This window comes from Undibacterium sp. MH2W, assembly GCF_049340215.1.
Classification (GTDB): Bacteria; Pseudomonadota; Gammaproteobacteria; order Burkholderiales; family Burkholderiaceae_D; genus Undibacterium.
Genome location: NZ_JBMPPA010000006.1, coordinates 30315 through 55678 on the forward strand (window position 1 = coordinate 30315; position 25364 = coordinate 55678).

Below are 25364 nucleotides of genomic sequence, written 5' to 3' on the forward strand. Positions count from 1 at the left end.
AAACCAAGCACTCAAAACAGTGCTACAGAGAAAACACTAAAGGGCAACATCCGGATTTGATATAAAGCGTTCACTCTATTCTAATCCTTCTGTGCCCTTTTGTACCTCTGTGTGACGAGGTTTTAAGCTTTACTTATTTTTCTTCGACAAATCTGGCATGTCTGCCAATTTGTGTTCCAGATAGTGAATGTTGGTGCCGCCTTCAATAAAGCGTGCATCAATCATCAGTTCTCTGTGCAGCGGGATATTCGTTTGAATACCTTCTACGACCATTTCCGATAAGGCAATTTGCATACGGCGAATTGCTTGTTCGCGTGTTTCGCCGTAAGAGATGACTTTACCAATCATGGAGTCATAGTTTGGTGGAACGAAGTAACCAGCATACGCATGCGAGTCAACACGAATACCAGGACCGCCTGGCGTGTGCCAAGAAGTAATACGACCTGGTGATGGCGTAAATTTGAATGGATCTTCCGCATTGATACGGCATTCAATCGAGTGACCTTTAATCGAAATATCGCTTTGCTTAAAGCGCAATTTTTCGTTAAAGGCAATACGAATTTGTTCTTGAACAATGTCCACGCCAGTAATCATTTCTGTCACCGGATGTTCCACCTGAACACGCGTATTCATTTCGATGAAATAGAATTCGCCGTTTTCGTACAAGAATTCAAATGTACCTGCACCACGGTAGCCGATTTTGCGGCAAGCAGCAGCACAACGGTCGCCGACTTTTTCGATCAGTTTGCGTGGAATGCCTGGTGCTGGTGCTTCTTCGATCACTTTTTGATGGCGACGTTGCATCGAGCAGTCACGTTCGCCCAGCCAGATGGCATTGCCGTGTTGGTCGGCGAGTACCTGGATTTCCACGTGACGTGGATTTTCCAGGAATTTTTCCATATAGACTTCAGGATTACCAAATGCAGCGCCAGCTTCGGCTTTTGTCATGGTCACTGCGTTGAGCAGTGCAGCTTCTGTGTGAACAACGCGCATACCGCGTCCACCGCCACCACCGGCTGCTTTGATGATGACTGGATAGCCCACTTTACGAGCGGTTTGTACGATCACTTTTGGATCATCAGGCAAAGCGCCTTCGGAACCAGGTACGCAAGGAACGCCTGCTTCGATCATGGCGTGTTTTGCTGATACCTTGTCGCCCATCAGACGAATCGATTCTGCACGTGGTCCGATGAAAACGAAACCGGATTGCTCTACGCGTTCAGCGAAGTCGGCGTTTTCCGACAGGAACCCGTAACCAGGGTGAATTGCTTGTGCATCAGTCACTTCAGCAGCGCTGATAATCGCGGGCATGCTGAGGTAACTCAGATTCGAGGGTGCAGGACCGATACAAACGGATTCATCGGCCAGCTTGACATATTTCGCTTCGCGGTCGGCTTCGGAATGCACGACAACGGTTTTGATGCCCATCTCGCGGCAGGCGCGCTGAATACGGAGCGCGATTTCACCACGGTTGGCGATAAGAATTTTTTCAAACATGATTTAACTTTGCTGTGGCAATGGTTGCAGCTTCGCGTGTCACGACGGGTGACACATTAGCCTGGATTAGCCAATGACGAACAGAGGTTGGCCGTATTCAACAGGCTGACCATTTTCGACCAGAATTTGTTTGATCACGCCGTCGAAATCGCTTTCGATTTCGTTGAGCAATTTCATTGCTTCGATGATGCAAAGAGTGTCGCCTTTGTTGATTTGTTTGCCAATATCGACAAACGGTGCGGAGCCAGGGGAGGATGAGCGATAGAAAGTGCCGACCATTGGGGATTTGACGATCTGACCTTCTGGTGCTGCTGCAACTGGTGCTGCTACTGGCGCTGATGCTGGTGCGGCGGCCATCGGTTGCTGCGCTTGTTGTGGCTGCTGCTGCATCATCACCACTTGGTTCTGGGGTAATGCGGAAGATTTAACGATGCGGACTTTACCTTCGCCTTCTGTGACTTCGAGTTCGGCGATATCCGATTCTGCAACAAGGTCAATCAGGGTCTTGAGTTTTCTTAAATCCATGTGTAATCCCCTTAAAAAAAGTAGTTCTGAATTATCTGAAGGGCGCAATATAGAACGATTTATCCGTTCTTGCAATGCTGCCGGACTGCGGATTGTACATTAAAATAAATGAAAATGTACGGTAAATGAGCGAAGTTAAAAGAAATTAGATATTTTTTAGAGAAAAATCAATTGCCAAGCGATAACCGTCGGTGCCGCAACCGCAGATGACTGCTTTAGCTATTGCTGATAGGAAAGAATGGTGCCGAAATGCTTCGCGTTGATGGACGTTGGAGATGTGCACTTCAATGAAGGGGATGGCAACGCCTGCTAAGGCATCACGCAATGCGACGCTGGTGTGTGTTAATCCACCGGGATTAATGACGATCGCATCGACGTTTTCTTGGCGCGCAGCATGAATGCGGTCAATCAATGCGCCTTCATGGTTACTCTGAAAAACGGCAAGTTGCGCGCCAGCGGCTTGCGCCTGTGCTTGTGCGGCGGCTTCGACGTCCGCGAGCGTCGTGTAGCCATAGGTGGCAGGCTCGCGGGTGCCAAGTAAATTCAGATTGGGGCCATTCAGTAGCAGCAGTTTGCTTGCCATAGTCGGATTCAATTTGACGAAGATGGGCGCATTTTGCCGCTAATGACTACAGATTGGCAAGAAAAAAAAGAGTTACTTTGATTTTTCCGCAGAAAATTTGGCGATGTCAGCGCGCAGTTGGTCCATTTTTAGTCGTCCAAGATAGTTTTTGACAACTTTTCCATCGGCATTAATCAATACAGTAAAAGGTAATCCGCCAGCTTGATTTCCTAATTGTCTTGTCAACTCGCTACCATCCATGCCAGCGACGTAAATGGGATAGCTAATATTGTATTTCTTTGTAAATTCTGCAATGTTACTTGGACTATCAATGCCCAAGCCAATAATTTGCACAGATTTACTTTGGAGCTCTTTTTGGAGTGCAGACAATTCTGGCATTTCTTGAACACAAGGGCCGCACCACGTTGCCCAGAAGTTAACGACCAAGAAATGATGTTGCCATTGACTTAACGCTTGTGGCTTTCCAGTGCTATCAGGCAATGTTTTTGCGAAGAGTTGTGCGACGGTTTTGTCTTGAGGCGTATCGGTGCTGGCGCTCAGATTGCCAGCAAAAATGCCTAGACCAAGACCGCAAGCAGCAATAATGGCCGCGATGGGAAGAAATTTTTTGTCCATATGTAACTCAATTCTCTGAAAGTTCTGCGTTGATTAGCGCTTGTACCGTTGCAAGATTAGCACGTTCTATATGTTTGCCGCTGCCGTTACGGATATCGTCATGGCTATGCAACACCAAATGAACGCCTTCATTCTCGACCATAAAACTCAGGGTTTCGATACTTTCGTTGCGCTTGCCGTAGGTCTCTGAGACCTCAAATTGGATATCTTTGTTCAACAAAAATATAGCAACGTCTTTATTGTTGTCGGTATATAAATGTAGGTAGATATCAGAATGAGGGCCGGCCGTACCGTTGAGCACTGATCCCACAAGATAGGGATTGAAGCGTTCAAACTCGGTCATCAACCTGACTGCAAGTTGTCTTAATTGCAGCAGTCGAAGCGGTTGGGTGTCACCGAAAAATAATTCGTTGTATTCCCTGACCGATTGTTCGATCTCTTCATTATCAGGTAGTACGTCACCTTTGATTTTTTGATTGCCAAGTAATTGTTTGGCTGCTTTTCGCTTGGCTGTGGCGTAATCGGCACCGTCTTCCGCAATCATGCGGGCGGCAAGGGCGGCGATTTCAGCGCGCAATGCTTCTGCTTCAGTGGGAGTATGGATCATCATGCTGGCATCATAACTCAAGATCTACCCCTTCGTGCATAGGGAAACCACGCTGCTCTCAGGTAGAATTATGGGATTCTGAAAATAATTGAAATTATGCATATTCATATCTTAGGTATCTGCGGCACGTTTATGGGTGGACTTGCTGTTTTGGCAAAGGAAGCCGGACACAAAGTCACAGGCTGTGACGCCAACGTTTATCCACCAATGAGCACGCAGCTCGAGGCGCAAGGCATTCAGTTAATTCAAGGCTTTGGTGCGGATCAGGTGAGCTTAGCGCCCGATCTGTATGTCATTGGTAACGTCGTTTCACGCGGAAACCCTTTGATGGAAGAAATTCTTAACCGTGGCTTGCCTTACGTGTCGGGTCCACAGTGGATGGGTGAGCATATTTTGCGGGATAAGTGGGTACTTGCCGTCGCGGGAACGCATGGGAAGACCACCACATCTGCGATGTTGACGTGGATTCTTGAGCATGCGGGTTATGCACCGGGCTTCTTGATTGGCGGTGTTCCATTGAATTTTGGTATTTCTGCGCGCTTGCATGGTCAACAGGACTCTGATTTTTTTGTCATCGAGGCCGATGAGTACGATACGGCTTTCTTTGATAAACGCAGTAAGTTTGTGCATTACCACGCCAAAACCGCGATCCTGAACAATCTTGAATACGACCATGCCGATATTTTTCCGGATGTGACAGCAATTGAGACACAGTTCCACCATTTAGTACGCACCGTACCCGGCGTTGGTCGCTTGATTGTGAATGGTCAGGATGCGTCGCTTGCCCGCGTCGTTGCGCGCGGATGTTGGAGTGAGAAAGAATTCTTTGGTGCCGAACAGGCATGGCGTCTTGTTTTAGGCGAAGGGGAAGACTTTGATGTTTATTTCAACGATGAATTACAAGGCACCGTTCGCTGGCAATTAAATGGTGAACACAACCGTCAGAACGCGCTGGCAGCGATTGCTGCGGCACGTCATGTTGGCGTGACCCCCGCGATGGCGATTGCCGCCTTAGCCGAGTTTGTGAATGTTAAACGCCGCATGGAGGTGCGCGGCGTAGAGAATGGTGTGACCGTCATTGATGATTTTGCACATCATCCGACTGCCATTACGACGACCGTGGCAGGGTTGCGTCGCAAAGTGGGGTCCGCACGGATTCTTGCTGTGCTGGAGCCGCGTTCCAATACAATGAAGCTCGGGACGATGAAGCAGGCACTCGCGGCAAGCCTCAGCGAAGCGGATGTGGTCTTTGGTTTTGGTGCACTCACCGGAAAAGACGCCCTCGGTTGGGATCTCGCGGAAGCGTTGTCTCCGTTAGGATCGAAGGCCCATAGTTTTCATGAAATACCGACGTTGGTGGCGGCAATTGTTGCCGCTGCACAGCCGGGTGATTATGTATTGGTCATGAGTAACGGTGGTTTTGGCGGTGTACATCAGCAGTTATTGACCGCGTTGAATGCCGCTCATCGCGCTAAGGCGAGCGCTGTATGATTTTATATTTGCACGGCTTTCGCTCGTCGCCGCATTCGTTTAAAGCGAAGGCAATGCAAGACTACATGGCGCGTTGCGGTCGAAGTGCCGAGTTTTTTTGTCCCGCATTGTCTCCTTCGCCAGCGATCGCTATTGCGCAAGCAGAAGTCATATTGGCCGGAGTTGACCCAGCAGAGGTAACGGTGGTCGGCTCTTCGTTGGGAGGCTTTTACGCGACGTGGTTGGCAGAAAAATATGGCTGCAAGGCATTCTTGGTCAATCCAGCAGTCAAGCCACCACGTGAGTTGGAAAGTTACGTTGGCGTCACGACGTATTACCACAGCGATGAGGTATTTGAATTTAAAGTGGAATATGTCGACGAGCTTCGTGCGCTGGCTATACCTGCTATTACGCAACCTGAGCGCTACTTTTTATTGGCGGCGACTGGGGATGAAGTATTGGATTGGCGTGAAATGGTTGCCTTCTATCAAGGTGCGCAGCAGCACATTATCGAAGGAAGCGATCATGGTCTTGCTGAGTTTGCTGAGATGTTTGATGTTGTGATGGCGTTTTGCGATGCGGGCGTGCATGATGCGTGATCCGTATGTGCTCTCTAAGCTGAGTCCGCCACGCCGCCTTACGGTGGCCAATTGGGTCGACCACGTCAACACGGTCGATAGCGACCGAGTGATGCAGGACTGGCTGTGCAATCGAGACTCACTGACCGCCAGATTGGTGGCACGGTGCGATCAATTTCGTGTGCATCGGTTATCGCAACATCAGGCGCAATGCTTACACGATGAATATGCAGCGATCGGGTTGGCGCGACCTACCAAAGTGCACCAGCGCGAGGTGTTGCTGAAATGCGATGGTGTGCCAATGATTTATGGGCATACTGTCGTGCCACTGAGTGCAACTGCGAATCAATGGCCGCTATTTCATGCACTCGGAGAGCGGTCACTGGGAAGTACCTTATTTAACGACCCATTGGTGGAACGGGGTGTGCTGTTTTATGCGCGTTTGCATACATGCCATCCATTGATGCAAAGAATTAAACGGGCGGTGCCAGAGATCAATGTGACGAGTTTGCCTGCAAGGCGATCCTTATTCTGGCGAAAAGGCGCTTGTTTATTGGTGACAGAAGTATTCTTGCCTGGCGTCACGCGTTTAACACTGACGCCAAGAAAAAAGTAGGGCAGGTCCTCAGCAAGCTGAGACATAACAGACATATCAAGGTGGGGAGGCTCAAGGGCTCCCTGAAATACAGCAAGTTGTCGATGAGCCATGGTAGACACAGCACACATCGATGTTTATAAAGAAGTATTGAATGAATTTATTTTTTGAAGAGTCCGGTGATTTCAAGGCAGGCAGCGTGTTGTCGCAGGCAGGTGAAGCCTATCAAGTTGAATTAGCCAGTGGCAAGCGTACGAAGGTCAAAGCAAAAGACGTGCTGCTGCAATTCACATCGCCCGATCCCGTGACCCTGATCGAGCAAGCGAAAGCTGCCGCTGCTGACATTGATCTGGAGTTCTTGTGGGAAGTAGCCGGTCAAGACGAGTTTGGTTTTGCTGAATTAGGCGCCGAATATTTTGGTCACGCACCGCAAGCGACTGAAGCGGCAGGATTGATTTTTGCGTTGCACACGGCGCCCGTTTATTTTTATAAAAAAGGTCGTGGCCGATACAAAGCCGCTCCGGAGGCTTCTCTAAAGGCAGCACTTGCAGGCATTGAAAAGAAGAAGCAGCAATTGCTGATTCAAGCAGGCTATGTCGAAGAATTGAAGCAGCAACGCCTTCCAGACGCCATGAAGTCGCTGGCGTTACAGCTCTTATTCAAACCCGATAAAAATAGCATTGAATACAAAGCCCTTGCAGAAGCATGTGATGCTTTACAAACGTCTGCACAGCGACTCATGCTGGCCGTCGGTGGTATTCCGAGTCCGAAAGAGCTGCATTTAGCCAAATTCCATTTTGAAAATTTCCCGAAAGGGGTTGGTTTTCCCTCGATTGAGGTACCCGCACTACCGACGGATTTGCCCGTGGCGGACGTGCAGGCGTTTTCGATCGATGACGTCACCACAACCGAGATTGACGATGCGTTCTCTGTCGTTGAATTAGAAAATGGTCAGATACGCGTTGGTATTCATATCGCAGCACCAGCATTGGGTATTGCGCGAGGCGATGCGATCGATCACATCGCGCGTGCGCGGATGTCCACCGTCTATATGCCCGGCGATAAAATCACGATGTTGCCTGATGAGTTGGTGAATACCTACACCTTGGGCGCAGGGCAAACGCGTCCGGCGGTATCGTTATACGCCACGATCAATACAGAAGACTGGACGGTCGTCGCTACCGAGACCAAGGTCGAAGCAGTCCCGATGGTATCGAATTTACGCCACAATGATTTAGATGCCTTGGTCACAGAAGAAAATCTGGCGAACGGTACGGGTGATTATCCCCACAAAGCCGAGATTGCCCACATCTGGAAATGGGCGTTGGAGTTAGAAAAAGGCCGTATGGCGAAGCGCGAAAGTTTTGGTATGAAGCCAGAACAAACTAATCGCGTTGATTTTAATTTTTATGTTGAAGACGACGTGGTTCGTATCGTTCGTCGTAAGCGTGGCGCACCGCTGGATAAAATGGTGGCAGAGCTGATGATTTTTGCCAATAGTACCTGGGGCAAATTGATGGCAGACCATGGTATTCCGGGGATTTACCGTGCGCAAGGTGTGGCGGGTGGCCGTGGTCAAGGCGGCTGGGCGGGACGTATGCAAGTACGGATGCTGACCCACGCGGCACCGCATCAGGGGCTAGGTGTTGATCAATACGCATGGAGCACGTCGCCACTGCGTCGGTACACAGATTTGGTTAATCAATGGCAGATCATCGCTTGTGTTCAACACGGCATCACAGCGCCGTTCGTCGCCACCTTTAAACCCAAAGATGCGGATTTATTTGCGATCGTTTCTGGCTTTGACGCAGCGTATTCCGCTTATGCTGATTTCCAAACAACGATGGAACGTTACTGGTGTTTGCGGTGGTTACAGCAAGAAGAGGCGCGTCAGGTGGACGCTGTTGTCTTAAAAGATGAAATCTTGCGTTTGGTCGATATTCCGCTGGTGATTCGTTTGCCAGGCATGCCACAAACCGCCCGCGGTGCGCAGGTGAAACTCGACATCCTGCGTTGGGATGAGGTTGATTTGACTGTCGAGGCACGGATTCTCGAAGTGTTGAATACAGTGACAGAGCTCGAGGAAGAGGATGAAGAGGAGTTGATCGAGGGCGGTGACGATGTTGTTGCTGACAACGACGCCGCGGAGGGAGAATCCGATGTCGGTGCCGCGTCTGGTGAGTCGTCAGGTGACGTCGATACCACGATCAGCAGCGATACTGGCGGTGTTTTGCTGGACGAAACAGGGACAACACAAGAAAATAGCCCATCCTAGAACAGACGCAACATCGTCATTAACCCACAGGCCATCAGTTCTGCTTTTGTCAGGCTGGTACCAAGTCAGCATATGAGACGGAAAATACGCCATTGAAATCTATTTTCGATAATTTGATACTGACCATTGCCATCACCATTTCGGTGATGGTGCATGCGGCATTGTTGCTGGTACATTTTGTTGCGCCTGACACCAATGAAACAAAGGCTGCTGATCCTGGCCTTGAAGTCATTTTGGTGAATGCAAAGCACGATAAAAAACCGTTGAAAGCAGAGGCGCTCGCGCAGGCGGATCTTGATGGTGGTGGCGCTAGCGATAGCGGGCGGAGCAAATCGCCCTTACCTGACATGCAAAAAAGCGAGGATGGTGACAATATCCGCGAAGCGACTAAACGCATCGAAGCATTAGAGCAGCAGCAAAAAGAGTTATTAGATCAGGCAAAGCGTCAGGAAAATTTTCGGTTACCGCAACAAGAGAAACGTCGCCTCGATGATAGCCGTGCCCCGACGAAGGGAACGGATGATCTAGATACCACCAAGGCTCTGGCTCGGATGGCAGCGGAAATTGCACAGACCATTGAAGACCAAAACAAACGACCACGTAAAACATTCATTACGCCAAGTACCCAAAAGGTCGGCTATGCGATGTATTACAAGGAAATGCAGAAAAAAATCGAAGATTTTGGAACGGTGCATTTTCCGCAAAAAGAAGGCAAAAAATTATATGGTGAGCTGATTGTGTACATCCCGATTTTTCAGGATGGTACGATTTATGAAAAAGACGGCGGTCCACGTATTGAAAAATCGTCCGGCAGCAAAGCCCTCGATAAAGCTGCATTACGGATCATCCGACATGCAGCCCCCTTTGGAAAATTTCCACAGAATATGCGTTCGACGGACAAAGATGATTTATGGGTGGTCATCACTCGTTTTAAATTTACCCGCGATGAACAATTAGAGACTGAATTGCGCGGAGGTAAAAATTGACGACCGAGTCCTTGAACATGCAGGATCCGTATGTGGTCATCGGTAACCCGATCGTACACAGTAAATCACCTTCGATTCATACTGCATTCGCAAAGCAAACGGGACAGCATTTACGTTACGAGCGTTTGCTAGCGCCGCTGGATGGCTTCGTGCAGACCGTGGATGCGTTCCGACAGTCCGGTGGCAAGGGTGCCAACGTGACGGTCCCTTTCAAACTAGACGCCTTCGCTTTGGCGACGCAAGCAGGGAATCGTTTATCGGAACGTGCCGCCGCTGCGGGGGCCGTGAATACCCTCAAGTTTGAAGCAGATCATGTCTTTGGTGATAACACCGATGGTTTGGGACTGGTCGCTGATATCATCCACAATGCGGGTGTGACGCTACGCGGAAAACGGGTTTTGCTTCTCGGCGCAGGTGGTGCCGCGCGAGGTGCGATGTTGCCCTTGCTTGAACAAGAGCCTGCTAGTCTGTGGATTGCAAACCGGACACTGTCTAAAGCCCAAGAACTACAACAAATCGCCCAACAATTTTCGCCACACAGCGTGGTTAAAGTCGCGACGTTTACAGCGTTGTCGGGGCCGTTTGATGTGATCATCAATGCGACGTCGGCCAGTCTGCATGATGATGTGCCACCTTTGCCAACAGGGATCATGACCTCGTCAACAATGGCGTATGACATGATGTACGCGGCAACGCCGACCGCCTTTTTGCGCTTGGCGCAGGCCTCTGGTGCAACGTGTCGTGACGGCTTAGGTATGCTCGTAGAGCAAGCGGCAGAAGCCTTCTATCTGTGGCGGGGCGTTCGCCCAGACACCGAAGAGGTATTACGGTCGTTGCGCGAAGAATTACAAGCCGTATCGCTTCTCTGAGATCATTGGGAAATATGAAAATCTTTCGTCGTTTATTGTTTTGGTTGGTCGGCGTTCCGCTGATGCTGATTGTGTTGTTGCAGGTGTACTTTTTTGTACAGATTGCTTGGTGGATTAATTTCAATCCTTCATCGACTAGCTTTATGCGCCATCAACTAAGCGTCTTACAAGAAAAAGACCCGAACGCCAAGTTGCAGCATCAATGGGTCCCGTACAACCGAATTTCCAATAATCTAAAGCGGGCAGTCATTGCCTCAGAAGATGACAGTTTTGTTGACCACGAAGGTGTCGATTGGGAAGCACTTCAAAAAGCCTACGAAAAGAATCAAAAAAAAGGAAAAGTGGTTTCCGGCGGTTCTACGATCACGCAGCAGTTAGCGAAAAACTTATTTTTATCTGGTGAACGCAGCTATCTGCGTAAAGGCCAGGAACTGATCATTACCTATATGCTCGAATTTTGTATGAGCAAAGAGCGTATCTTGGAGATTTACCTCAATTCTGTTGAGTGGGGCGTCGGCGTTTTTGGTGCCGAAGCAGCGGCCCACCACTACTATGGTATCAATGCCGCATCGCTTGGACCCGCGCAGGCGGCGCGTTTGGCGGTGATGCTGCCGAAGCCACGCTACTTTGATAAAAACCAAGGATCAAGTTATCTACAGCGTCGGACAGAGCTCATTTTAAAACGGATGAATAGCGCAGAATTACCATGAATATCAAACGACAACGCGGTATTAATCTCGTCTGGGTATCGATTCTTTCAATGTGTGTCGCGGCGGCGGGGATGGCGACGTTATATACCATCCGCTACGGTCATTTACCCTTTCAGGAAACGCTGTCGCGGTGGCAGAGTTCAGGTAAAGTCATTGGTAATGAATTGAAAAAAGCGACGAACATGGGTGATCTCCATGCGCCGGGTCTCGCGAATGAGGAAGGGCCGCCGCCTGTTACAGTACAGACAGGCGTTCGTCGCTGCTTGATCGATGGGAAAACAGTGATTTCGAATACCGAATGCACTGATCAGAATCCGACAACTAAACTCATGAAGCTCCATGATACACAGGGCTTCGTTCATCCGAAACCAGCGCAAGCAGAGGAGTCTGGCTCTAGCGACCCGGATACCGACGTGCGTCGTAAAATGATCGATAAAATCATCGACAAAAGCGGTCATTAGGCCTGCAACGGTCACACTAACAGTCGTACTCATGGTCGCATGAACGACTGATCAATCATTGCCTACAATGATTACTGAAAGAGGATAAAGCAATGCCAGCAACTGCCTTGAGCCATTACAATTTACGCTCTGATCGACGCCAAATGGAGGTCTTAAAGGACTTCTACTGTCAGTTTGTAGGCTTGCGCGTTGGTCCACGTCCAGCATTTGATAGCGTTGGTTATTGGCTCTATGCGGGATCAGAAGCGGTGTTGCATTTATCTGAAGTCAAGGGTGGGGAGCAGCGGCAGCATGCCCTTAGGACGAGTTTCGATCATGTGGCCTTTCAATGTATCGACCATGATGCCATGTTGCAGCAACTGCAGGCGGCGGCGATACCCTATCGTTTGGCAGGCGTCCCAGCCTCTGAGGCATTACCAGCCCAGCGGCAAATTTTCTTTTTCGATCCGCTTGGTAACGGCATCGAACTCAATTTTTCTTGATCAAGCGCGCGTTATTCGAATTTTAGCGCGTTTGCGGCTTCCACCTGATAGGCGCGGCTTTTTCTGATACGGGCCAAGGTCTCCCAAATCGTATTGACCTGCGCTTGATGCGCGAGATAATAGTTCGTATTGAATAATAAAAATTGCTCCGCAACCATGATCGGCTCATCATCTCGGATGATCGTGTTTTTGAGGGACGGGGCAGTACTGATGATTCTTTTGGCCTCTGAGCTTTCGAGCACGATGAAATCAAGTTCACCTGATCGAAACGCATTGACGAGATCATCACTAGCAGGAAGATAGGTGATGGGATAGCCGTGTTTTTCGAGTTCTCTGCCTACGCTGTATCCTAACTGAATGCCAATATGCTGCTGCTCTAAGTTCATCAGTTGCTGATCGTGCCAGCGAACCTCGCTACCAACGCGTTTATAAAGATAAAAACTGGCGTTAAATAGCCGGAGATCTTTGTTCAGACGACCTTGTGCCGTTGTTGGATAACTCCCCCAACTGGCACGTTCTTTTAAATAACTCGCCCCAATTGCTGCTTGTATTCTTCCTTCTTTCACTTCATTCAGACACCGTTTCCAAGGCAGTCGCACCAACTCAAATGTCTGATGGAGTTCTTTTTCTGCCTTACGAATGGCAGAAATTACTAGCCCTTGGTTCGTGCCGATGACCCATGGCGACATCGAATGATCGACATAGCAAAATTTTAAAGGGGGATCTTCCGCATGCGCCAGAAATGAGACCAAGGAGAACAGTAAAAAAATACACAGTCGTACCATGGACGTTGCCTCCGCAATGAGCAGCACTAATGACAGAAAGAGTTGGTATAAGGAATTGCTAATGATGTAATGACTATCGAGTATATGCTGATATTTGAAAATAATTCAGCGCGATCACGATTTTATGCTGAGATGGGAAAATACGTCTGAGGCAATGATTGTCGATGGGCAACTTGTGACGGGAGGGGGCGCTATACGCGTAAGAATTCTTCCCGATTCCCTAACCAACGTTCTAAGTGTGCCGCAACGGTCACAGGATCGTTTTTCAATAAATCGTCAGCCAGATTGCGCGCCTTCTCGACAAGCCATTGGTCTGTTTCTAAATTCGCGAAGCGCAACATGGCCTCGCCTGACTGCCGTGCACCAAGAAATTCACCTGGGCCGCGGAGTTCGAGATCTTTACGGGCGATTTCAAAGCCGTCGTTACTTTCACGCATGGTCGCCAAGCGTTGTTTAGCGGTACCCCCGAGCGGTCCTTGGTACAACAATAGACATACGCTCGCGGCAGCACCGCGACCAACCCGTCCACGCAACTGGTGCAACTGTGATAGTCCGAAACGTTCAGCGTGTTCGATCACCATCAGGCTAGCATTGGGAACATCAACCCCAACTTCAATGACGGTCGTCGCCACCAATACCTGACTGCGCTGGTGAATAAAATCGTCCATCACTTGCTGCTTTTCAGCAGGCTTTAAACGACCATGGACCAGCCCAACCTGGATCCCTGGCAGCGCTTCCGCTAACATAGCGTGGGTGTCCGTGGCGGTTTGTAATTGGAGGGTTTCTGATTCTTCGATGAGTGGGCAAACCCAGTACACCTGTTTGCCTTCTTGTGCGGCGGCATGGACACGGGCAATCACCTCGTCGCGACGATTTTGATCGATGACGCGGGTAACGATAGGCGTACGACCGGGTGGTAATTCGTCGATGACGGAGACTTCCAAGTCGGCAAAATAGGTCATTGCCAGGGTACGAGGAATCGGTGTTGCTGACATCATTAATTGATGCGGTACTTTGCCTTGTTCGGCTTTATTAGCGAGGTTAAGCCGTTGGCCGACACCGAAACGGTGCTGCTCATCGACGATGACTAAGCCCAGTTTTTTGAAATGCACTGTATCTTGGATCAATGCGTGGGTGCCGATCACTAACTGTGCTTCGCCTGAAGTAATCAAGGCATTGGCGGCCTCTTTTTCTTTTTTCTTAAGGCTACCAGTGAGCCACGCTGTCTTGACGCCGAGCGGCTCAAGCCATGCGGCGATTTTGCGAAAATGTTGTTCCGCTAAAATCTCAGTCGGTGCCATCAGCGCTGCTTGAAAGCCATTGTCAATCGCTTGGGCAGCAGCCAAGGCCGCGACGATTGTTTTTCCACTTCCTACGTCGCCTTGCAGTAAGCGTTGCATCGGATAGCTAGCGCGCAAGTCGTGACGAATTTCGGCCAGCACTTTTTCTTGGGCACCTGTCAGCGAAAATGGCAGTGTGAGCAGAAACGCATTGCTGAGCTCTCCAACGAGGGGCAATGCGCTCGCGCCTTTGCTGCGGCGCGTCTGTTGTGCGCGTTTGAGGGAGAGTTGTTGTGCTAATAACTCATCGAATTTGACTCGTTGCCACGCTGGATGCTCATGTTCAATCAGACTGTACTGATCAATATCTGGTGGTGGATTGTGGAGGATACGAACGCTTTCCTCGATACCGGGTAACCCTAATGCGGCAAGCCGCGCAGGGGAGAGCGTATCGCGCCAGTGCATGCGGCTCAGCGCATTAGCGATGGCTTTCCGTAATAGGGCTTGCGGTACGCCTTCTCCTGATGGGTAGACAGGGGTCAATGCTACCGGCAGCGGTGCACCTTCATTGACGATCTTATACCCAGGGTGGACCATTTCAGGACCAAAAAAACCGTGTTTTAATTCGCCACGTGCCCGTACACGAATGCCGGTCGCGAGCTGTTTGAGCTGGCTGCCATAAAAATTCAGAAACCGGAGCACGATCTGACCCGTATCGTCGCTCAGGGTAACGACTAATTGTCGTCTGGGCCGGTACTGCACGTCGGCCTCGGTAATCACGCCCTCAACTTGTACCGAGCTGCCACCACGAAGGGCCGCTTCTCGCATACTTGTAATGCTGGTTTCATCCTCATAGCGCATCGGTAAATGCAAGGCAAAGTCCATGTCCTTGCGCAATCCAAGTTTGGCGAGTTTGTCGCTCGCTTTGACGGCATTGCTGGTAGCAGGCTTTTTACTGGTTTTCTTCGCGGCAGCCCGTCCATTGCTTTTAGCGTCGTCAGAGATGACGGCGATTTCTGATGGTTCGGCGGTTGGATTTGGGGCTTGCGCTGCCATGGGTGTAAAATGGTAGGTTTTGCTGTTGGCGTAGTTGAGAAAAATAGTGCCATTTGATTAAAAACAGAGGCCTTATTCTCAAAAGAATAGCATGTCGCAAACTATTCTACTGATTTTTTATACAGTGCGCAGCATTTTGTTTTCACTCTTTTGGTTTTCCGAGCATGAAATATACCCTTAGTGACTTTGATTTTGATTTGCCCGAGTCGTTGATCGCGCAAATTCCATTGCCGGATCGGACTGCATCGCGCTTATTGCACGTCGACGGTGACCATTTGGTGGATCGCCGGTTTTCTGATGTCCTTGACCAGTTGAATGCAGGGGATGTACTGGTATTTAATGATACCCGGGTTCTCAAGGCACGTTTTTTTGGTGTGAAAGAAACGGGCGGCAAAGTACAGTTGCTGGTCGAGCGTGTTTTGTCGAATACGGATGACAACCGCAGTGTATTGGTGCAGATGCGCGCATCGAAATCACCCTTGCCAGGCAGTAAAATTCGTTTAGCGGATGCCTTTGACGTCGTTGTTGGTGAGCGACAAGGAGAGTTTTTCACCTTATTCTTCCCCGCTGACATCTTTTCGCTTCTGGAGCAATACGGACGCCTGCCATTGCCTCCGTACATTGAGCATGATGCCGATGACTTTGATGAGCAACGATATCAAACCGTCTACAACCGCGTTCCGGGCGCTGTTGCAGCACCCACTGCTGGTCTGCACTTTGATCAAGACTTGCTGCAGCGTTGCCAAGCCAAGGGTGTGCACCTTGCCTATGTCACCTTGCACGTGGGTGCGGGAACGTTTCAGCCGGTGCGTGTCGAAGATTTGAAAGAACACGTCATGCATAGTGAGTGGTACACCGTGCCGACCGAAACCGTCGAGGTCATTCGTGCTGCCAAGGCGTCTGGGGGCAAGGTTGTTGCTGTTGGAACGACGAGTATGCGTGCATTGGAGTCGGCTTCTCAAACGGGCCAATTAGAGGCGGGCAGTGATGATACGCAGTTGTTCATTACGCCGGGGTATGTATTCAAAACGGTGGATCGCTTAATCACGAATTTCCACTTACCAAAATCAACATTGATGATGCTGGTATCGGCCTTTGCAGGGTACGATAGCATCAAGGCAGCGTATGCTCACGCTATCGCCCAGCAGTATCGCTTCTTTAGTTATGGCGATGCGATGCTACTGACTAACACCTCTGGCACGACAGAGAAATAATAAGACACATTTAGCGTGTCCTCGACGAAGGGCACAAGGAAAGATTATGCTGGAATTTACGCTCATCAAAAAAGACAAGACCACGGCAGCCCGTCGCGGTCGTGTGAAGGTTAACCACGGTGAAATCGAAACACCGATTTTTATGCCTGTTGGTACGTATGGCTCGGTCAAGGCCATGTCGCCGCTGGAATTGAAAGAGATTGATGCGCATATCATTCTGGGTAACACCTTCCATTTGTGGCTGCGTCCTGGACTCAGTGTGCTCAATAAGTTTGGTGGTTTGCATGATTTCATGGGCTGGGATAAGCCCATTCTGACCGATTCCGGCGGTTTTCAGGTGTTTTCTCTTGGCGCGATGCGCAAGATCACCGAAGAGGGCGTTAAGTTTTCTTCGCCGATTAGTGGCGAACGCCTGTTTCTGTCGCCTGAAATATCGATGCAGATTCAACGTGCATTAAATTCCGACATCGTCATGCAGTTTGACGAATGCACGCCATACGAAATCGATGGTCGACCTGCCACGACTGAAGAAGCAGGTAAATCGATGCGTATGTCATTGCGTTGGGCGAAGCGTTCGATTGATGAATTTAATGCCAACGAAAATCCGAATGCGTTGTTTGGGATTGTTCAAGGCGGCATGTTTGAGCATCTGCGCGATGAATCCTTGGCAGGCTTGAATGAATTAGGCTTCCACGGTATTGCGATCGGTGGTCTCTCTGTCGGTGAGCCAAAAGAAGACATGATGCGTATTCTCGCGCATACCGGACCAAAACTCCCTGAAAACAAGCCGCACTATTTGATGGGTGTCGGTACGCCAGAAGACTTGGTTGCAGGCGTGGCCAATGGTATCGATATGTTTGACTGCGTGATGCCGACGCGTAATGCGCGCAATGGATGGATCTTCACCCGCTTTGGTGACGTCAAAATTAAAAATGCACGGTATAAAGAAGACAAAGAGCCATTAGATGCGACTTGCGACTGCTATACCTGCAAGAATTTCTCTCGTGCTTACTTGCATCATTTGCATCGTACCGGTGAAATTCTTGGCGCACGTCTCAATACCATTCATAACCTGCATTACTACTTGGATTTAATGAAAAACATCCGTAAAGCATTGGATGACGAACGGTTCCCTGAATTTGTGCAGCAGTTCCATGCAGACCGTGCGCGTGGTGTGTAAAACGGGTCAGAAGTGATCTCCTGTCTGTAATGGTTGTTAAATTGATAAAATTTGATGATCAGAAACGACGGTCATGATGCGGCTTTTTTCGTCTTAACACTGGAAAAAGCAGTATTTTTGCCTGCCAATGCTAGAATGTGGCGCTTTGCTAATTGAAAATGTCCTAAATGTCACGACATAAGGATAATTGCAACAAAAAGTGGTCTGAAGTGTTCTGCCACTGATTCTTATAACGAATGGAGTCTTAACGTGTTTATTTCTAACGCTTATGCGCAGTCCGCTGGTGCTGCAAGTGTTCTTGGTGGCGATGGTGGATTGATGAGCTTTTTGCCGTTGGTGTTGATGTTTGTGGTGCTGTACTTCTTGATGTTGCGCCCACAAATGAAGCGTCAGAAAGAGCAAAAAGCAATGATGGACGCTTTGGCAAAAAATGACGAAGTGATCACCTCGGGCGGTATTTTAGGCAAAGTGGTCAAAGTGACCGACGCTTATGTGACCATCGAAGTTGCGACTGGCACAGAAATCGTAGTACAAAAAATTGCTATCACAATGTTGTTGCCGAAGGGCACCATTAAAGCGATTTAATTAGTAAACACCGGCAACGCAGTCCATTTCACCTTGGACTGCGTTGTGCTTTTTAGCTTCCATTTCTATTTTTATTATGAATCGCTACCCACTCTGGAAGTATCTGTTGATTTTGATCGCGCTTATTTTTGGCGGTTTATATACGGCACCGAATTTTTTTGGCGAATCGCCAGCCGTACAAGTCAGTAGCGCGAAGTCGACAGTCAAAATTGATAGCAGCTTGTCTGATCGCGTTGAGCAGGCATTGCAACAAGCTGGCCTGAAAGACAATGGTATTTTTTACGATTTTAATGGCTTACAAGGAACCGTTAGTGCCCGCTTTGCCGACACGGATACGCAATTCAAAGCCAAAGATGTGATCGAAAAAGCCCTCAATACCGATCCATCAGATCCAACCTATACTGTTGCGTTCAACCTGTTGTCGAATACGCCAAAGTGGATGCAACGTTTGAATGCCTTGCCGATGTACCTGGGTCTGGATTTGCGCGGTGGTGTGCATTTTCTGATGCAGGTCGATACCAAGGCCGTCTTAAGCAAACGCGTACTCGGTTTGCAATCGAGCGTTCGTGCGACGTTGCGCGATAAAGAAATTCACCACGCCGGTATTAATCGCGACGGTGACATGATTTCGATTAAATTCCGTGATGCAGAAACACGTGCTGCTGCAAAAGCGCTGTTAGTGTCGCAGTTGACGGATGTGAATTTTGTCGATGTTGCTGGAAGCGATGCGACCGAGTTTAATCTGCAAGCAAGTCTGAAACCAGAAGCCCTGAAGGCCGTGGTTACCGAAGGCGTGAAACAAAATATCAGCGCGCTCTCTAAGCGTGTGAATGAATTGGGCGTAGCTGAACCGATTATTCAACAGCAAGGCCCTGATCGTATCGTTGTGCAATTGCCGGGTGTACAAGACGTTCCTCGTGCAAAAGAAATTATCGGTCGTACGGCGACACTGGAAGTTCGTTTGCTTGATGATAGTGTTATCGGTCCTGTTGACACCAATACGCCTGTACCGTTTGGTTCTGAATTGTTTAAATCGAACCGTGGTGAATGGTTGATTTTGAATAAAGATCCTGTCGTCACGGGTGATTACATTACCAGCGCTTCTGCGAGTTTTGATCAGCGTCAGCAAGCCGCCGTGTCTGTGGATCTGAACGGCGACGGAGGTCGCAAAATGCGTGATGCAACGCGTAGCCGTATCGGTAAGCGTATGGCCATCGTGTTATTTGAAAAAAGCAAGGGCGAAGTATTGATTGCTCCGACGATTAACGATGAACTCGGTTCCCGCTTCCAGATTACAGGGATGGGTACCGCTGCCGCCGCGAGCGATCTGGCGCTGTTGTTACGTGCAGGTTCGTTGGCAGCACCAATGGAAATCATCGAAGAACGTACAATCGGACCACAGTTAGGTGTTGAGAACATCAAGCAAGGTCGTAATTCAACCTTGTACGGTTTTGCTGCCATCTCTGTCTTTATGGTTGTGTATTACATGTTGTTCGGTGCGTTTAGTGTGTTAGCGCTGTCCGTCAACTTGTTGTTGCTGGTCGCGACCTTATCGTTGCTGCAGGCCACATTGACCTTGCCTGGTATCGCCGCAATTGCGCTGGCGCTGGGTATGGCGATTGACGCCAACGTGCTGATTAACGAGCGGATTCGTGAAGAGCTGCGTGGCGGTAAATCACCACAAAAAGCAATCGAAGAAGGCTTTGGACATGCGTGGGCCACTATTTTGGATTCGAACGTAACGACCTTCATCGTTGGTCTGGCGCTGTTGATTTTTGGTTCTGGTCCGATCAAGGGCTTTGCGGTCGTGCATTGCCTCGGTATTCTGACTTCGATTTTCTCTTCCGTTTTTGTGTCGCGCGGTGTGGTTAATCTCTGGTATGGCCGTCAAAAGAAACTGACTTCGTTATCCATTGGTCAGATCTGGAAACCAAGCAGTGACAGCACTGACGTTGCTCAATAATCGTAAGACTAGATAAGAATTCAGGGATTCATTATGGAATTATTCCGCATTAAAAAAGACATTCCGTTCATGCGCCATGCGCTGATCTTCAATGTCATTTCTGCTTTAACGTTTGTGGCTGCTGTTTTCTTCTTGTTCCACAAGGGACTGCACTTTTCTGTTGAGTTCACGGGCGGTACGGTGATGGAAGTCTCCTACACCAAAGCAGCAGACGTGGACATGGTTCGTAAGACCGTCGAGTCACTTGGGTATGCGGATGTGCCTGTGCAGACGTTTGGTAAAGCACAGGATGTGGTCATTCGTTTGCCATTGCCTAAACAAAACACATCAGCAGATGATCAAGCGAAGAAAGTGTTCACAGCATTGCAAGCGGTTGATCCTGACGTGAAGTTGCAGCGGACAGAACAAGTCGGTTCGCAAGTCGGTGATGAATTGGCACATGATGGTTTGATGGCGTTGTTGTTTGTGGTGATTGGTGTTGTGATTTACCTCGCGATCCGTTTTGAATGGAAATTCGCGGTAGCGGCGATTGTCGCTAACTTGCATGACGTGATCATCATTTTGGGTTTCTTTGCATTTTTTCAGTGGGAATTTAACTTGTCCGTTCTCGCTGCGGTGTTAGCGGTGCTGGGTTATTCGGTGAATGAATCGGTGGTTATTTTTGATCGTATTCGTGAAAACTTCCGCAAGCAACGTAAGATGACTGTGAAAGAAGTGATTGATAGTGCAATTACCAGCACCATCTCACGTACGATCATTACTCACGGTTGTACGCAGATGATGGTCTTGTCGATGTTGATCATTGGCGGACCTACCTTGCATTACTTTGCCGTTGCGCTGACGATTGGTATTTGCTTTGGTATTTATTCTTCAGTTTTTGTGGCTGCCGCGATTGCAATGTGGTTAGGCGTCAAGCGTGAAGATCTGATTAAGCCAGTCAAAGAAAAAGACGATACCGATGGCGCAGTAGTGTAATCGGTTCAGATCTTACTGACATTGCGTATTTTAGAAAAGCCAGCGATTGAACTGACCCCATTTAGTTGGACAGTTTAATTGCTGGCTTTTTTTATTTCTCATTCACAGCAATTTTTTTACTCCCGCTATCTCATTCATCTCATTCTTCTTTTGAGTGACGCCCTCTCTTTTTTCGTTATACCTCCTGCACCGCATCTCTCTACCGGTCGTTCTAATGCGGCACACGCTCTCTCGCTCATTTTTTGTCTAACCTGACACGCTTAGGTAACCTATTTATAGCGATAGACGTGCACTTGATAAAGATGAACAGTAGCGAAAACGATAAGCGAGATCGCTATTGGCATTAGAAAAAAGAGCGGTTGAAAATCACTGATCTAGTCGACGGTTTTTCGTCAAGCAAACGACCAATTCAAGAGCGGGGCATGGATGAAATTAAGTCTCATTATTTCGCAGCATCACAGCGTATATGCGGGAATGCTGGGGCTTCTCTTCGCACTATCACTGGGTTCAGCGATGGATGCGAATGGAGAAAATGTATCCAATCGTGAAAGCAAAAAAAATACAGAAATCAGTTCTCCTTTGGCGATCACTTTAAAACAATTTAAGGTCACTGTCGTCGGTGATAAAGAGCAACTGGAAGAGGTGAGTGTGATTAAACCCGGCGACATAATTGAGTATCAGGCGACATACCGCAACGGCGGATCGTCAGCGATTAGTGGTGTATTAGCAACGCTTCCCGTTCCAGAGGGCATGGAATATCTACCGGCGTCTCACCAACAATTGGCGCCAACTTTAGCGGCAACGGCGAATGGAAAGTATGGATCAATTCCACTGCGGAAAAAAACAAGTGATGCCAAGGGTATCGCACATATTGAAGATGTACCTGCTGCTGAGTATCGCAATTTACGTTGGATGTTAGGAAAGTTGGAGGCGGGGAAAGTGGTCATGATTTCATTGCGGGCAAAAGTTAATACGCATTAGCTGACTGCCCATCAATTGAAAAATACTTCAGGTTAAAACAATGACGATCAATGATTGTTGGGAGAAAACTGAAATGTCGGGCAATAACAAAAAAGATGATAACGATCTGACGTTGATGACTTCTGAAGCAGTCATGAAAGATCCTTGGAGCTACACATGATAGGCTATTTGATCTCTCGATTTTTGCGAAAAAAAATGCGCTTAGTTTGTATTGCGCAGCGCAGTTTACTTCTGACATTCCTCTGTGTTTTACCCGTTGCTCATGGTGCTGCCCCGCCTGCTAATACGAAAATTATTAATCAGGCGACTGCCACCTATTTTGACTCGGTCAATGTACAGCGCAGTGTCACGTCCAATGCCGTTGTGAGTAATGTGTCTCAGGTTGGCGCGATGACATTTAGTGCTGGAACAAGTCTGGGTGGAACAACGGGTAGTACCGTCTACGCCCCACACACGTTGGTCAACACAGGGAATGGAAGTGATACGTTTAACATCAGCGTCTCCGATAACAGAACTCTCGCTTCGTTTGCTGGTATTGCTATTTATGCGGATCCAAATGGAACCGGACTTCCAGCGGCAAATACAGCACCGTTATGTTCAAGCTTGACGACGGCATGTACCACGGCGATCAAGCAGACGATTGCTGCAGGTAGTGCATTTCGTTTTGTTGTTGCCTATAGTTTGCCGACCACGGCGACATCGGGTTCGTGGCCGTCTGATACTGCGGCGGTGGTGGCAACGGTGGATCCTTCGTCAACTGTGCTATCAAGCTATTCACCCAGCACACTCACAAGCACTGATACGGTCACGTTTTCAGGGGCAGCGTCTTTTGGCGTGAATACGGTGATTGGCCTTCCAAGCGTGAATGCACCGGGTAAGGTAGCGTGGCCTGTGAGCGCTCTGAATAGTGGTAATGCTTCCAGCGACCCGAGCTGCACCACCACCTACTCGACGACACTCAGCTCGACACCAAGCTGTACCTACACCGTCTTTACGATCAATTACAACAATAACGGTGCTTCCTCAGGCATTCTTTCTATCGTGGATGCGTTGCCGTCAGGCTTGAGCTATGTGACGGGATCGACTGTGTGGAGTAATAACCCTGGTGTGGCATTAAATGATGCAGGCACCGGGAATCCAACCGGGATCACCTTCAGCGCCACGACGAATGGACTGATGAATATTCAAATCGCCGACGTTGGCTCCAATGTGTCTGGTTCAGTCAGCTTTATCGCATTGGTCAATACTGCTGCCACTTTTGGTGGAACGAATGCCAATAATTTTGCGAGTTACAGTCCCTCGACGTGTACAGGGACGGCCACAAGCTGCGCGACGATAGCGACAAACACCGCCGTTTTTGTTGTGAAGCAAAAATTTGGTGTCGTTGTGGCTAACGTGAAATCACTTATTGCTGATACGGCGAATGGCGTCGCGGGAGCACCAAATAAGAGCGGTATTGATCTTGTATCACAGGCGTCTTCTGCACCTGGTAGTGTCGTTACGTTTACGCAGTTTGTCACTAACACAGGTAATGGCACAGATAATTTTTCCTTGTCATTAAGTGGCAGTACGTTCCCTGCAGGAACCGTATTCGGTCTGTATCAATCTGATGGACAAACACTGATTAATAGTTCCGTGAGCGGGTATCAATACACTACAGGACCGATTGCCCCCGGCACTGCCAATAGTTTTACTGTGATCGTCAAAGCGACAATCCCCACAAACGCTGTAGCAACAAGCACACCTTCCTTTGTCCTCTTAACCGCGACATCCACTGGGGCGGCTTCTGCGGGTGCGGCGGTTGTTCCGGATGCGGTGTGGGATCAGTTGCAGACGATTACAGGTGTCTTGCTCGATTTGAAAAATAGTGCGGCAGGTACCCCCTGTTCTTCATCGCCGACGACCTGTGATATTGGGCCAGGTCCAAGTACAGCGCCGACGGTTGTGCAGTCAACGCCCGCTGGAACAACGACGTCGTTTAGTTTATGGGTAACAAATAACGACACAATTACCAATAGCTACAATGTGAGTTACAGCAATACTTCGAGCTTCCCAGGCGCGCTACCATCTGGCTGGACAGTGACATTCATGGCGAGCGGCAGTTGTGATACTGGAACACCGTTATCCACTCCTTTGGTTGTTGCAGCGGGTGGGCAGGCGAGTCTTTTGGCTTGTGTGACACCACCACTGAACGCTGCAGTCGGCACGCAGAATATTTATTTCAGAGCGCAGGCAGTCTCGCCATCGTCGAGCGGAACGCTGCTTTCGGATTTTCTATTTGACGCCATCAACGTGACCGCGGTGAAAACTTTCACGCTCAATCTGAGTCCAACAACTAGTAATGGACAGGCGTCTTCTGGCGCCTCTTACGTGTACCCCCACACACTCACTAATACGGGATCGCAACCCTGTGGATCAACAGGTGGCTTTAACATCAGCGCGCAATTGCCCGCAGCGGACGTTGCCGCTGGGTGGTCAGCCTCTGTCTATGTGGATACCGATAATGTTGGCGTGATCAATAAAAACTCCGTATTGATCACCAGTAATGGACAACTTGGAGCGATCGCTCCTGGTAGCAATGTGCGCCTGCTTATTAAGGTATTCGTGCCAGGGGGAATCGCTCTCGGTGCAAGCGATACGCTGATCTTGACGATAACAGATAACACACCAGCACCTAATACCTGTCCCGCACAATCAGCCACTGACGTGACGACGGTTGTCTCTTCTTCCATCGCGATGATCAAGTATCAGGTACTCGATAGCACCTGTAGTGCAACAGCTGTTCCGATTCAGGGGAGCGCGGGTTTAGCACAAGTGAATGTTGTGCCAGGAGGTTGCATTAACTATCTGATTATCGTGACGAATCAAGGAGCCAGTAACGTGACGAATTTGACGATTAACGACACCGCGTCTGCTTACACGTCGATTGCTTCGATACAACCTGCAACACCTTGCTCTTTTTCTGGAAGTGGCAGCTTTACTTCAACCAAAACATCAACGTCGATGACTTGTGGTGGTACCAACACGCTTCCACCCGGTGGTACTGCGATGATGAATTTTTCGGTCAAGGTGGATAACTGACTTAAGAATCA

The 25364-nt window shown here is 49.0% G+C and carries 23 protein-coding genes; 16 read left to right on the plus strand and 7 right to left on the minus strand.

All coding sequences use genetic code 11. The annotated features are described in order from the left end of the window. Positions 1–129 precede the first annotated feature (129 nt). The 5 genes from accC to ACO0K2_RS14910 form a co-directional block, all read right to left on the minus strand. The gene (gene accC / locus ACO0K2_RS14890; protein WP_423020186.1) at positions 130–1497 is read right to left on the minus strand and encodes an acetyl-CoA carboxylase biotin carboxylase subunit; all 1368 of its coding nucleotides are present in this window, start codon (positions 1495–1497) and stop codon (positions 130–132) included. 66 nt (positions 1498–1563) lie between these two features. Next, positions 1564–2022 carry an acetyl-CoA carboxylase biotin carboxyl carrier protein gene (gene accB, locus ACO0K2_RS14895; protein WP_423020188.1) on the minus strand — a complete coding sequence of 153 codons (459 nt, stop codon included), beginning with the start codon at positions 2020–2022 and terminating at the stop codon, positions 1564–1566. Positions 2023–2167: 145 nt separating this feature from the next. Beyond that, the gene (aroQ, locus tag ACO0K2_RS14900; protein WP_423020190.1) at positions 2168–2605 is read right to left on the minus strand and encodes a type II 3-dehydroquinate dehydratase; all 438 of its coding nucleotides are present in this window, start codon (positions 2603–2605) and stop codon (positions 2168–2170) included. Between the two features lie 72 nt (positions 2606–2677). Next, the gene (locus ACO0K2_RS14905; protein ID WP_423020192.1) at positions 2678–3220 is read right to left on the minus strand and encodes a TlpA family protein disulfide reductase; all 543 of its coding nucleotides are present in this window, start codon (positions 3218–3220) and stop codon (positions 2678–2680) included. Positions 3221–3227: 7 nt separating this feature from the next. Then, positions 3228–3830 carry a hypothetical protein gene (locus ACO0K2_RS14910; protein WP_423020194.1) on the minus strand — a complete coding sequence of 201 codons (603 nt, stop codon included), beginning with the start codon at positions 3828–3830 and terminating at the stop codon, positions 3228–3230. Positions 3831–3923: 93 nt separating this feature from the next. On the opposite strand from ACO0K2_RS14910, the gene mpl reads away from it, so the two are divergent. The 9 genes from mpl to ACO0K2_RS14955 all read left to right on the plus strand — a co-directional run bounded on the left by mpl (position 3924) and on the right by ACO0K2_RS14955 (position 12253). Beyond that, positions 3924–5318 carry a UDP-N-acetylmuramate:L-alanyl-gamma-D-glutamyl-meso-diaminopimelate ligase gene (gene mpl, locus ACO0K2_RS14915; protein ID WP_423020196.1) on the plus strand — a complete coding sequence of 465 codons (1395 nt, stop codon included), beginning with the start codon at positions 3924–3926 and terminating at the stop codon, positions 5316–5318. Next, positions 5315–5896, plus strand: a complete 582-nt coding sequence (locus ACO0K2_RS14920; RefSeq protein ID WP_423020198.1) for a YqiA/YcfP family alpha/beta fold hydrolase — start codon at positions 5315–5317, stop codon at positions 5894–5896. The genes mpl and ACO0K2_RS14920 overlap by 4 nt, the downstream gene beginning before the upstream one ends. Further along, on the plus strand, positions 5886–6491 hold the full coding sequence (locus ACO0K2_RS14925; RefSeq protein ID WP_423020200.1) for a chorismate--pyruvate lyase family protein: 606 nt from the start codon (positions 5886–5888) through the stop codon (positions 6489–6491). Before ACO0K2_RS14920 ends, ACO0K2_RS14925 begins: the two co-directional genes overlap by 11 nt. Positions 6492–6624: 133 nt before the next feature. Next, entirely contained in the window at positions 6625–8745 is a 2121-nt protein-coding gene (locus ACO0K2_RS14930; protein WP_423020202.1) for a ribonuclease catalytic domain-containing protein, read from the plus strand. Positions 8746–8837: 92 nt separating this feature from the next. After that, positions 8838–9731 (plus strand): TonB C-terminal domain-containing protein, encoded by an 894-nt coding sequence (locus ACO0K2_RS14935; RefSeq protein WP_423020204.1) that lies wholly within the window; start codon positions 8838–8840, stop codon positions 9729–9731. A 17-nt stretch (positions 9732–9748) separates the two neighbouring features. Continuing rightward, positions 9749–10600, plus strand: a complete 852-nt coding sequence (gene aroE / locus ACO0K2_RS14940; protein WP_423020493.1) for a shikimate dehydrogenase — start codon at positions 9749–9751, stop codon at positions 10598–10600. Between the two features lie 14 nt (positions 10601–10614). Then, a complete protein-coding gene (gene mtgA / locus ACO0K2_RS14945) occupies positions 10615–11310 on the plus strand; it encodes a monofunctional biosynthetic peptidoglycan transglycosylase (RefSeq protein ID WP_423020206.1) in 696 nt (231 codons plus the stop codon). After that, positions 11307–11771 carry a hypothetical protein gene (locus ACO0K2_RS14950; RefSeq protein ID WP_423020208.1) on the plus strand — a complete coding sequence of 155 codons (465 nt, stop codon included), beginning with the start codon at positions 11307–11309 and terminating at the stop codon, positions 11769–11771. The genes mtgA and ACO0K2_RS14950 overlap by 4 nt, the downstream gene beginning before the upstream one ends. 92 nt (positions 11772–11863) lie before the next feature. Beyond that, entirely contained in the window at positions 11864–12253 is a 390-nt protein-coding gene (locus ACO0K2_RS14955; RefSeq protein ID WP_423020210.1) for a VOC family protein, read from the plus strand. Between the two features lie 11 nt (positions 12254–12264). On the opposite strand, the gene ACO0K2_RS14960 is transcribed toward ACO0K2_RS14955, so the two are convergent. After that, positions 12265–13038 (minus strand): substrate-binding periplasmic protein, encoded by a 774-nt coding sequence (locus ACO0K2_RS14960; RefSeq protein WP_423020212.1) that lies wholly within the window; start codon positions 13036–13038, stop codon positions 12265–12267. Positions 13039–13229: 191 nt separating this feature from the next. Continuing rightward, a complete protein-coding gene (gene recG, locus ACO0K2_RS14965; RefSeq protein ID WP_423020214.1) occupies positions 13230–15374 on the minus strand; it encodes an ATP-dependent DNA helicase RecG in 2145 nt (714 codons plus the stop codon). Between the two features lie 164 nt (positions 15375–15538). Between recG and queA the strand changes: the two genes are divergently transcribed. The 7 genes from queA (at position 15539) to ACO0K2_RS15000 (ending at position 25353) form a co-directional block, all read left to right on the plus strand. Next, on the plus strand, positions 15539–16588 hold the full coding sequence (gene queA / locus ACO0K2_RS14970; RefSeq protein ID WP_423020216.1) for a tRNA preQ1(34) S-adenosylmethionine ribosyltransferase-isomerase QueA: 1050 nt from the start codon (positions 15539–15541) through the stop codon (positions 16586–16588). Positions 16589–16634: 46 nt separating this feature from the next. Beyond that, a complete protein-coding gene (gene tgt / locus ACO0K2_RS14975; protein ID WP_423020218.1) occupies positions 16635–17768 on the plus strand; it encodes a tRNA guanosine(34) transglycosylase Tgt in 1134 nt (377 codons plus the stop codon). Between the two features lie 249 nt (positions 17769–18017). Further along, entirely contained in the window at positions 18018–18353 is a 336-nt protein-coding gene (gene yajC / locus ACO0K2_RS14980) for a preprotein translocase subunit YajC (RefSeq protein WP_423020220.1), read from the plus strand. Between the two features lie 76 nt (positions 18354–18429). Beyond that, positions 18430–20316: a protein translocase subunit SecD gene (secD, locus tag ACO0K2_RS14985; protein WP_423020222.1), complete on the plus strand. Its 1887-nt coding sequence runs from the start codon at positions 18430–18432 to the stop codon at positions 20314–20316. A gap of 33 nt (positions 20317–20349) precedes the next feature. After that, positions 20350–21291: a protein translocase subunit SecF gene (gene secF / locus ACO0K2_RS14990; RefSeq protein WP_423020224.1), complete on the plus strand. Its 942-nt coding sequence runs from the start codon at positions 20350–20352 to the stop codon at positions 21289–21291. 426 nt (positions 21292–21717) lie between these two features. Next, positions 21718–22272: a hypothetical protein gene (locus ACO0K2_RS14995; protein ID WP_423020226.1), complete on the plus strand. Its 555-nt coding sequence runs from the start codon at positions 21718–21720 to the stop codon at positions 22270–22272. A gap of 156 nt (positions 22273–22428) precedes the next feature. Next, on the plus strand, positions 22429–25353 hold the full coding sequence (locus tag ACO0K2_RS15000) for a beta strand repeat-containing protein (protein WP_423020228.1): 2925 nt from the start codon (positions 22429–22431) through the stop codon (positions 25351–25353). The last annotated feature ends 11 nt before the right edge of the window (positions 25354–25364 follow it).

Coding starts and splice junctions, on each gene's coding strand:
- accC (WP_423020186.1), bottom strand. CDS start 1,497: ATGTTTGAAAAAATTCTTATCGCCAACCGTGGTGAAATCGCGCTCCGT.
- accB (WP_423020188.1), bottom strand. CDS start 2,022: ATGGATTTAAGAAAACTCAAGACCCTGATTGACCTTGTTGCAGAATCG.
- aroQ (WP_423020190.1), bottom strand. CDS start 2,605: ATGGCAAGCAAACTGCTGCTACTGAATGGCCCCAATCTGAATTTACTT.
- ACO0K2_RS14905 (WP_423020192.1), bottom strand. CDS start 3,220: ATGGACAAAAAATTTCTTCCCATCGCGGCCATTATTGCTGCTTGCGGT.
- ACO0K2_RS14910 (WP_423020194.1), bottom strand. CDS start 3,830: ATGATGATCCATACTCCCACTGAAGCAGAAGCATTGCGCGCTGAAATC.
- mpl (WP_423020196.1), top strand. CDS start 3,924: ATGCATATTCATATCTTAGGTATCTGCGGCACGTTTATGGGTGGACTT.
- ACO0K2_RS14920 (WP_423020198.1), top strand. CDS start 5,315: ATGATTTTATATTTGCACGGCTTTCGCTCGTCGCCGCATTCGTTTAAA.
- ACO0K2_RS14925 (WP_423020200.1), top strand. CDS start 5,886: ATGATGCGTGATCCGTATGTGCTCTCTAAGCTGAGTCCGCCACGCCGC.
- ACO0K2_RS14930 (WP_423020202.1), top strand. CDS start 6,625: ATGAATTTATTTTTTGAAGAGTCCGGTGATTTCAAGGCAGGCAGCGTG.
- aroE (WP_423020493.1), top strand. CDS start 9,749: ATGCAGGATCCGTATGTGGTCATCGGTAACCCGATCGTACACAGTAAA.
- mtgA (WP_423020206.1), top strand. CDS start 10,615: ATGAAAATCTTTCGTCGTTTATTGTTTTGGTTGGTCGGCGTTCCGCTG.
- ACO0K2_RS14950 (WP_423020208.1), top strand. CDS start 11,307: ATGAATATCAAACGACAACGCGGTATTAATCTCGTCTGGGTATCGATT.
- ACO0K2_RS14955 (WP_423020210.1), top strand. CDS start 11,864: ATGCCAGCAACTGCCTTGAGCCATTACAATTTACGCTCTGATCGACGC.
- ACO0K2_RS14960 (WP_423020212.1), bottom strand. CDS start 13,038: ATGGTACGACTGTGTATTTTTTTACTGTTCTCCTTGGTCTCATTTCTG.
- recG (WP_423020214.1), bottom strand. CDS start 15,374: ATGGCAGCGCAAGCCCCAAATCCAACCGCCGAACCATCAGAAATCGCC.
- queA (WP_423020216.1), top strand. CDS start 15,539: ATGAAATATACCCTTAGTGACTTTGATTTTGATTTGCCCGAGTCGTTG.
- tgt (WP_423020218.1), top strand. CDS start 16,635: ATGCTGGAATTTACGCTCATCAAAAAAGACAAGACCACGGCAGCCCGT.
- secD (WP_423020222.1), top strand. CDS start 18,430: ATGAATCGCTACCCACTCTGGAAGTATCTGTTGATTTTGATCGCGCTT.
- secF (WP_423020224.1), top strand. CDS start 20,350: ATGGAATTATTCCGCATTAAAAAAGACATTCCGTTCATGCGCCATGCG.
- ACO0K2_RS14995 (WP_423020226.1), top strand. CDS start 21,718: ATGAAATTAAGTCTCATTATTTCGCAGCATCACAGCGTATATGCGGGA.
- ACO0K2_RS15000 (WP_423020228.1), top strand. CDS start 22,429: ATGATAGGCTATTTGATCTCTCGATTTTTGCGAAAAAAAATGCGCTTA.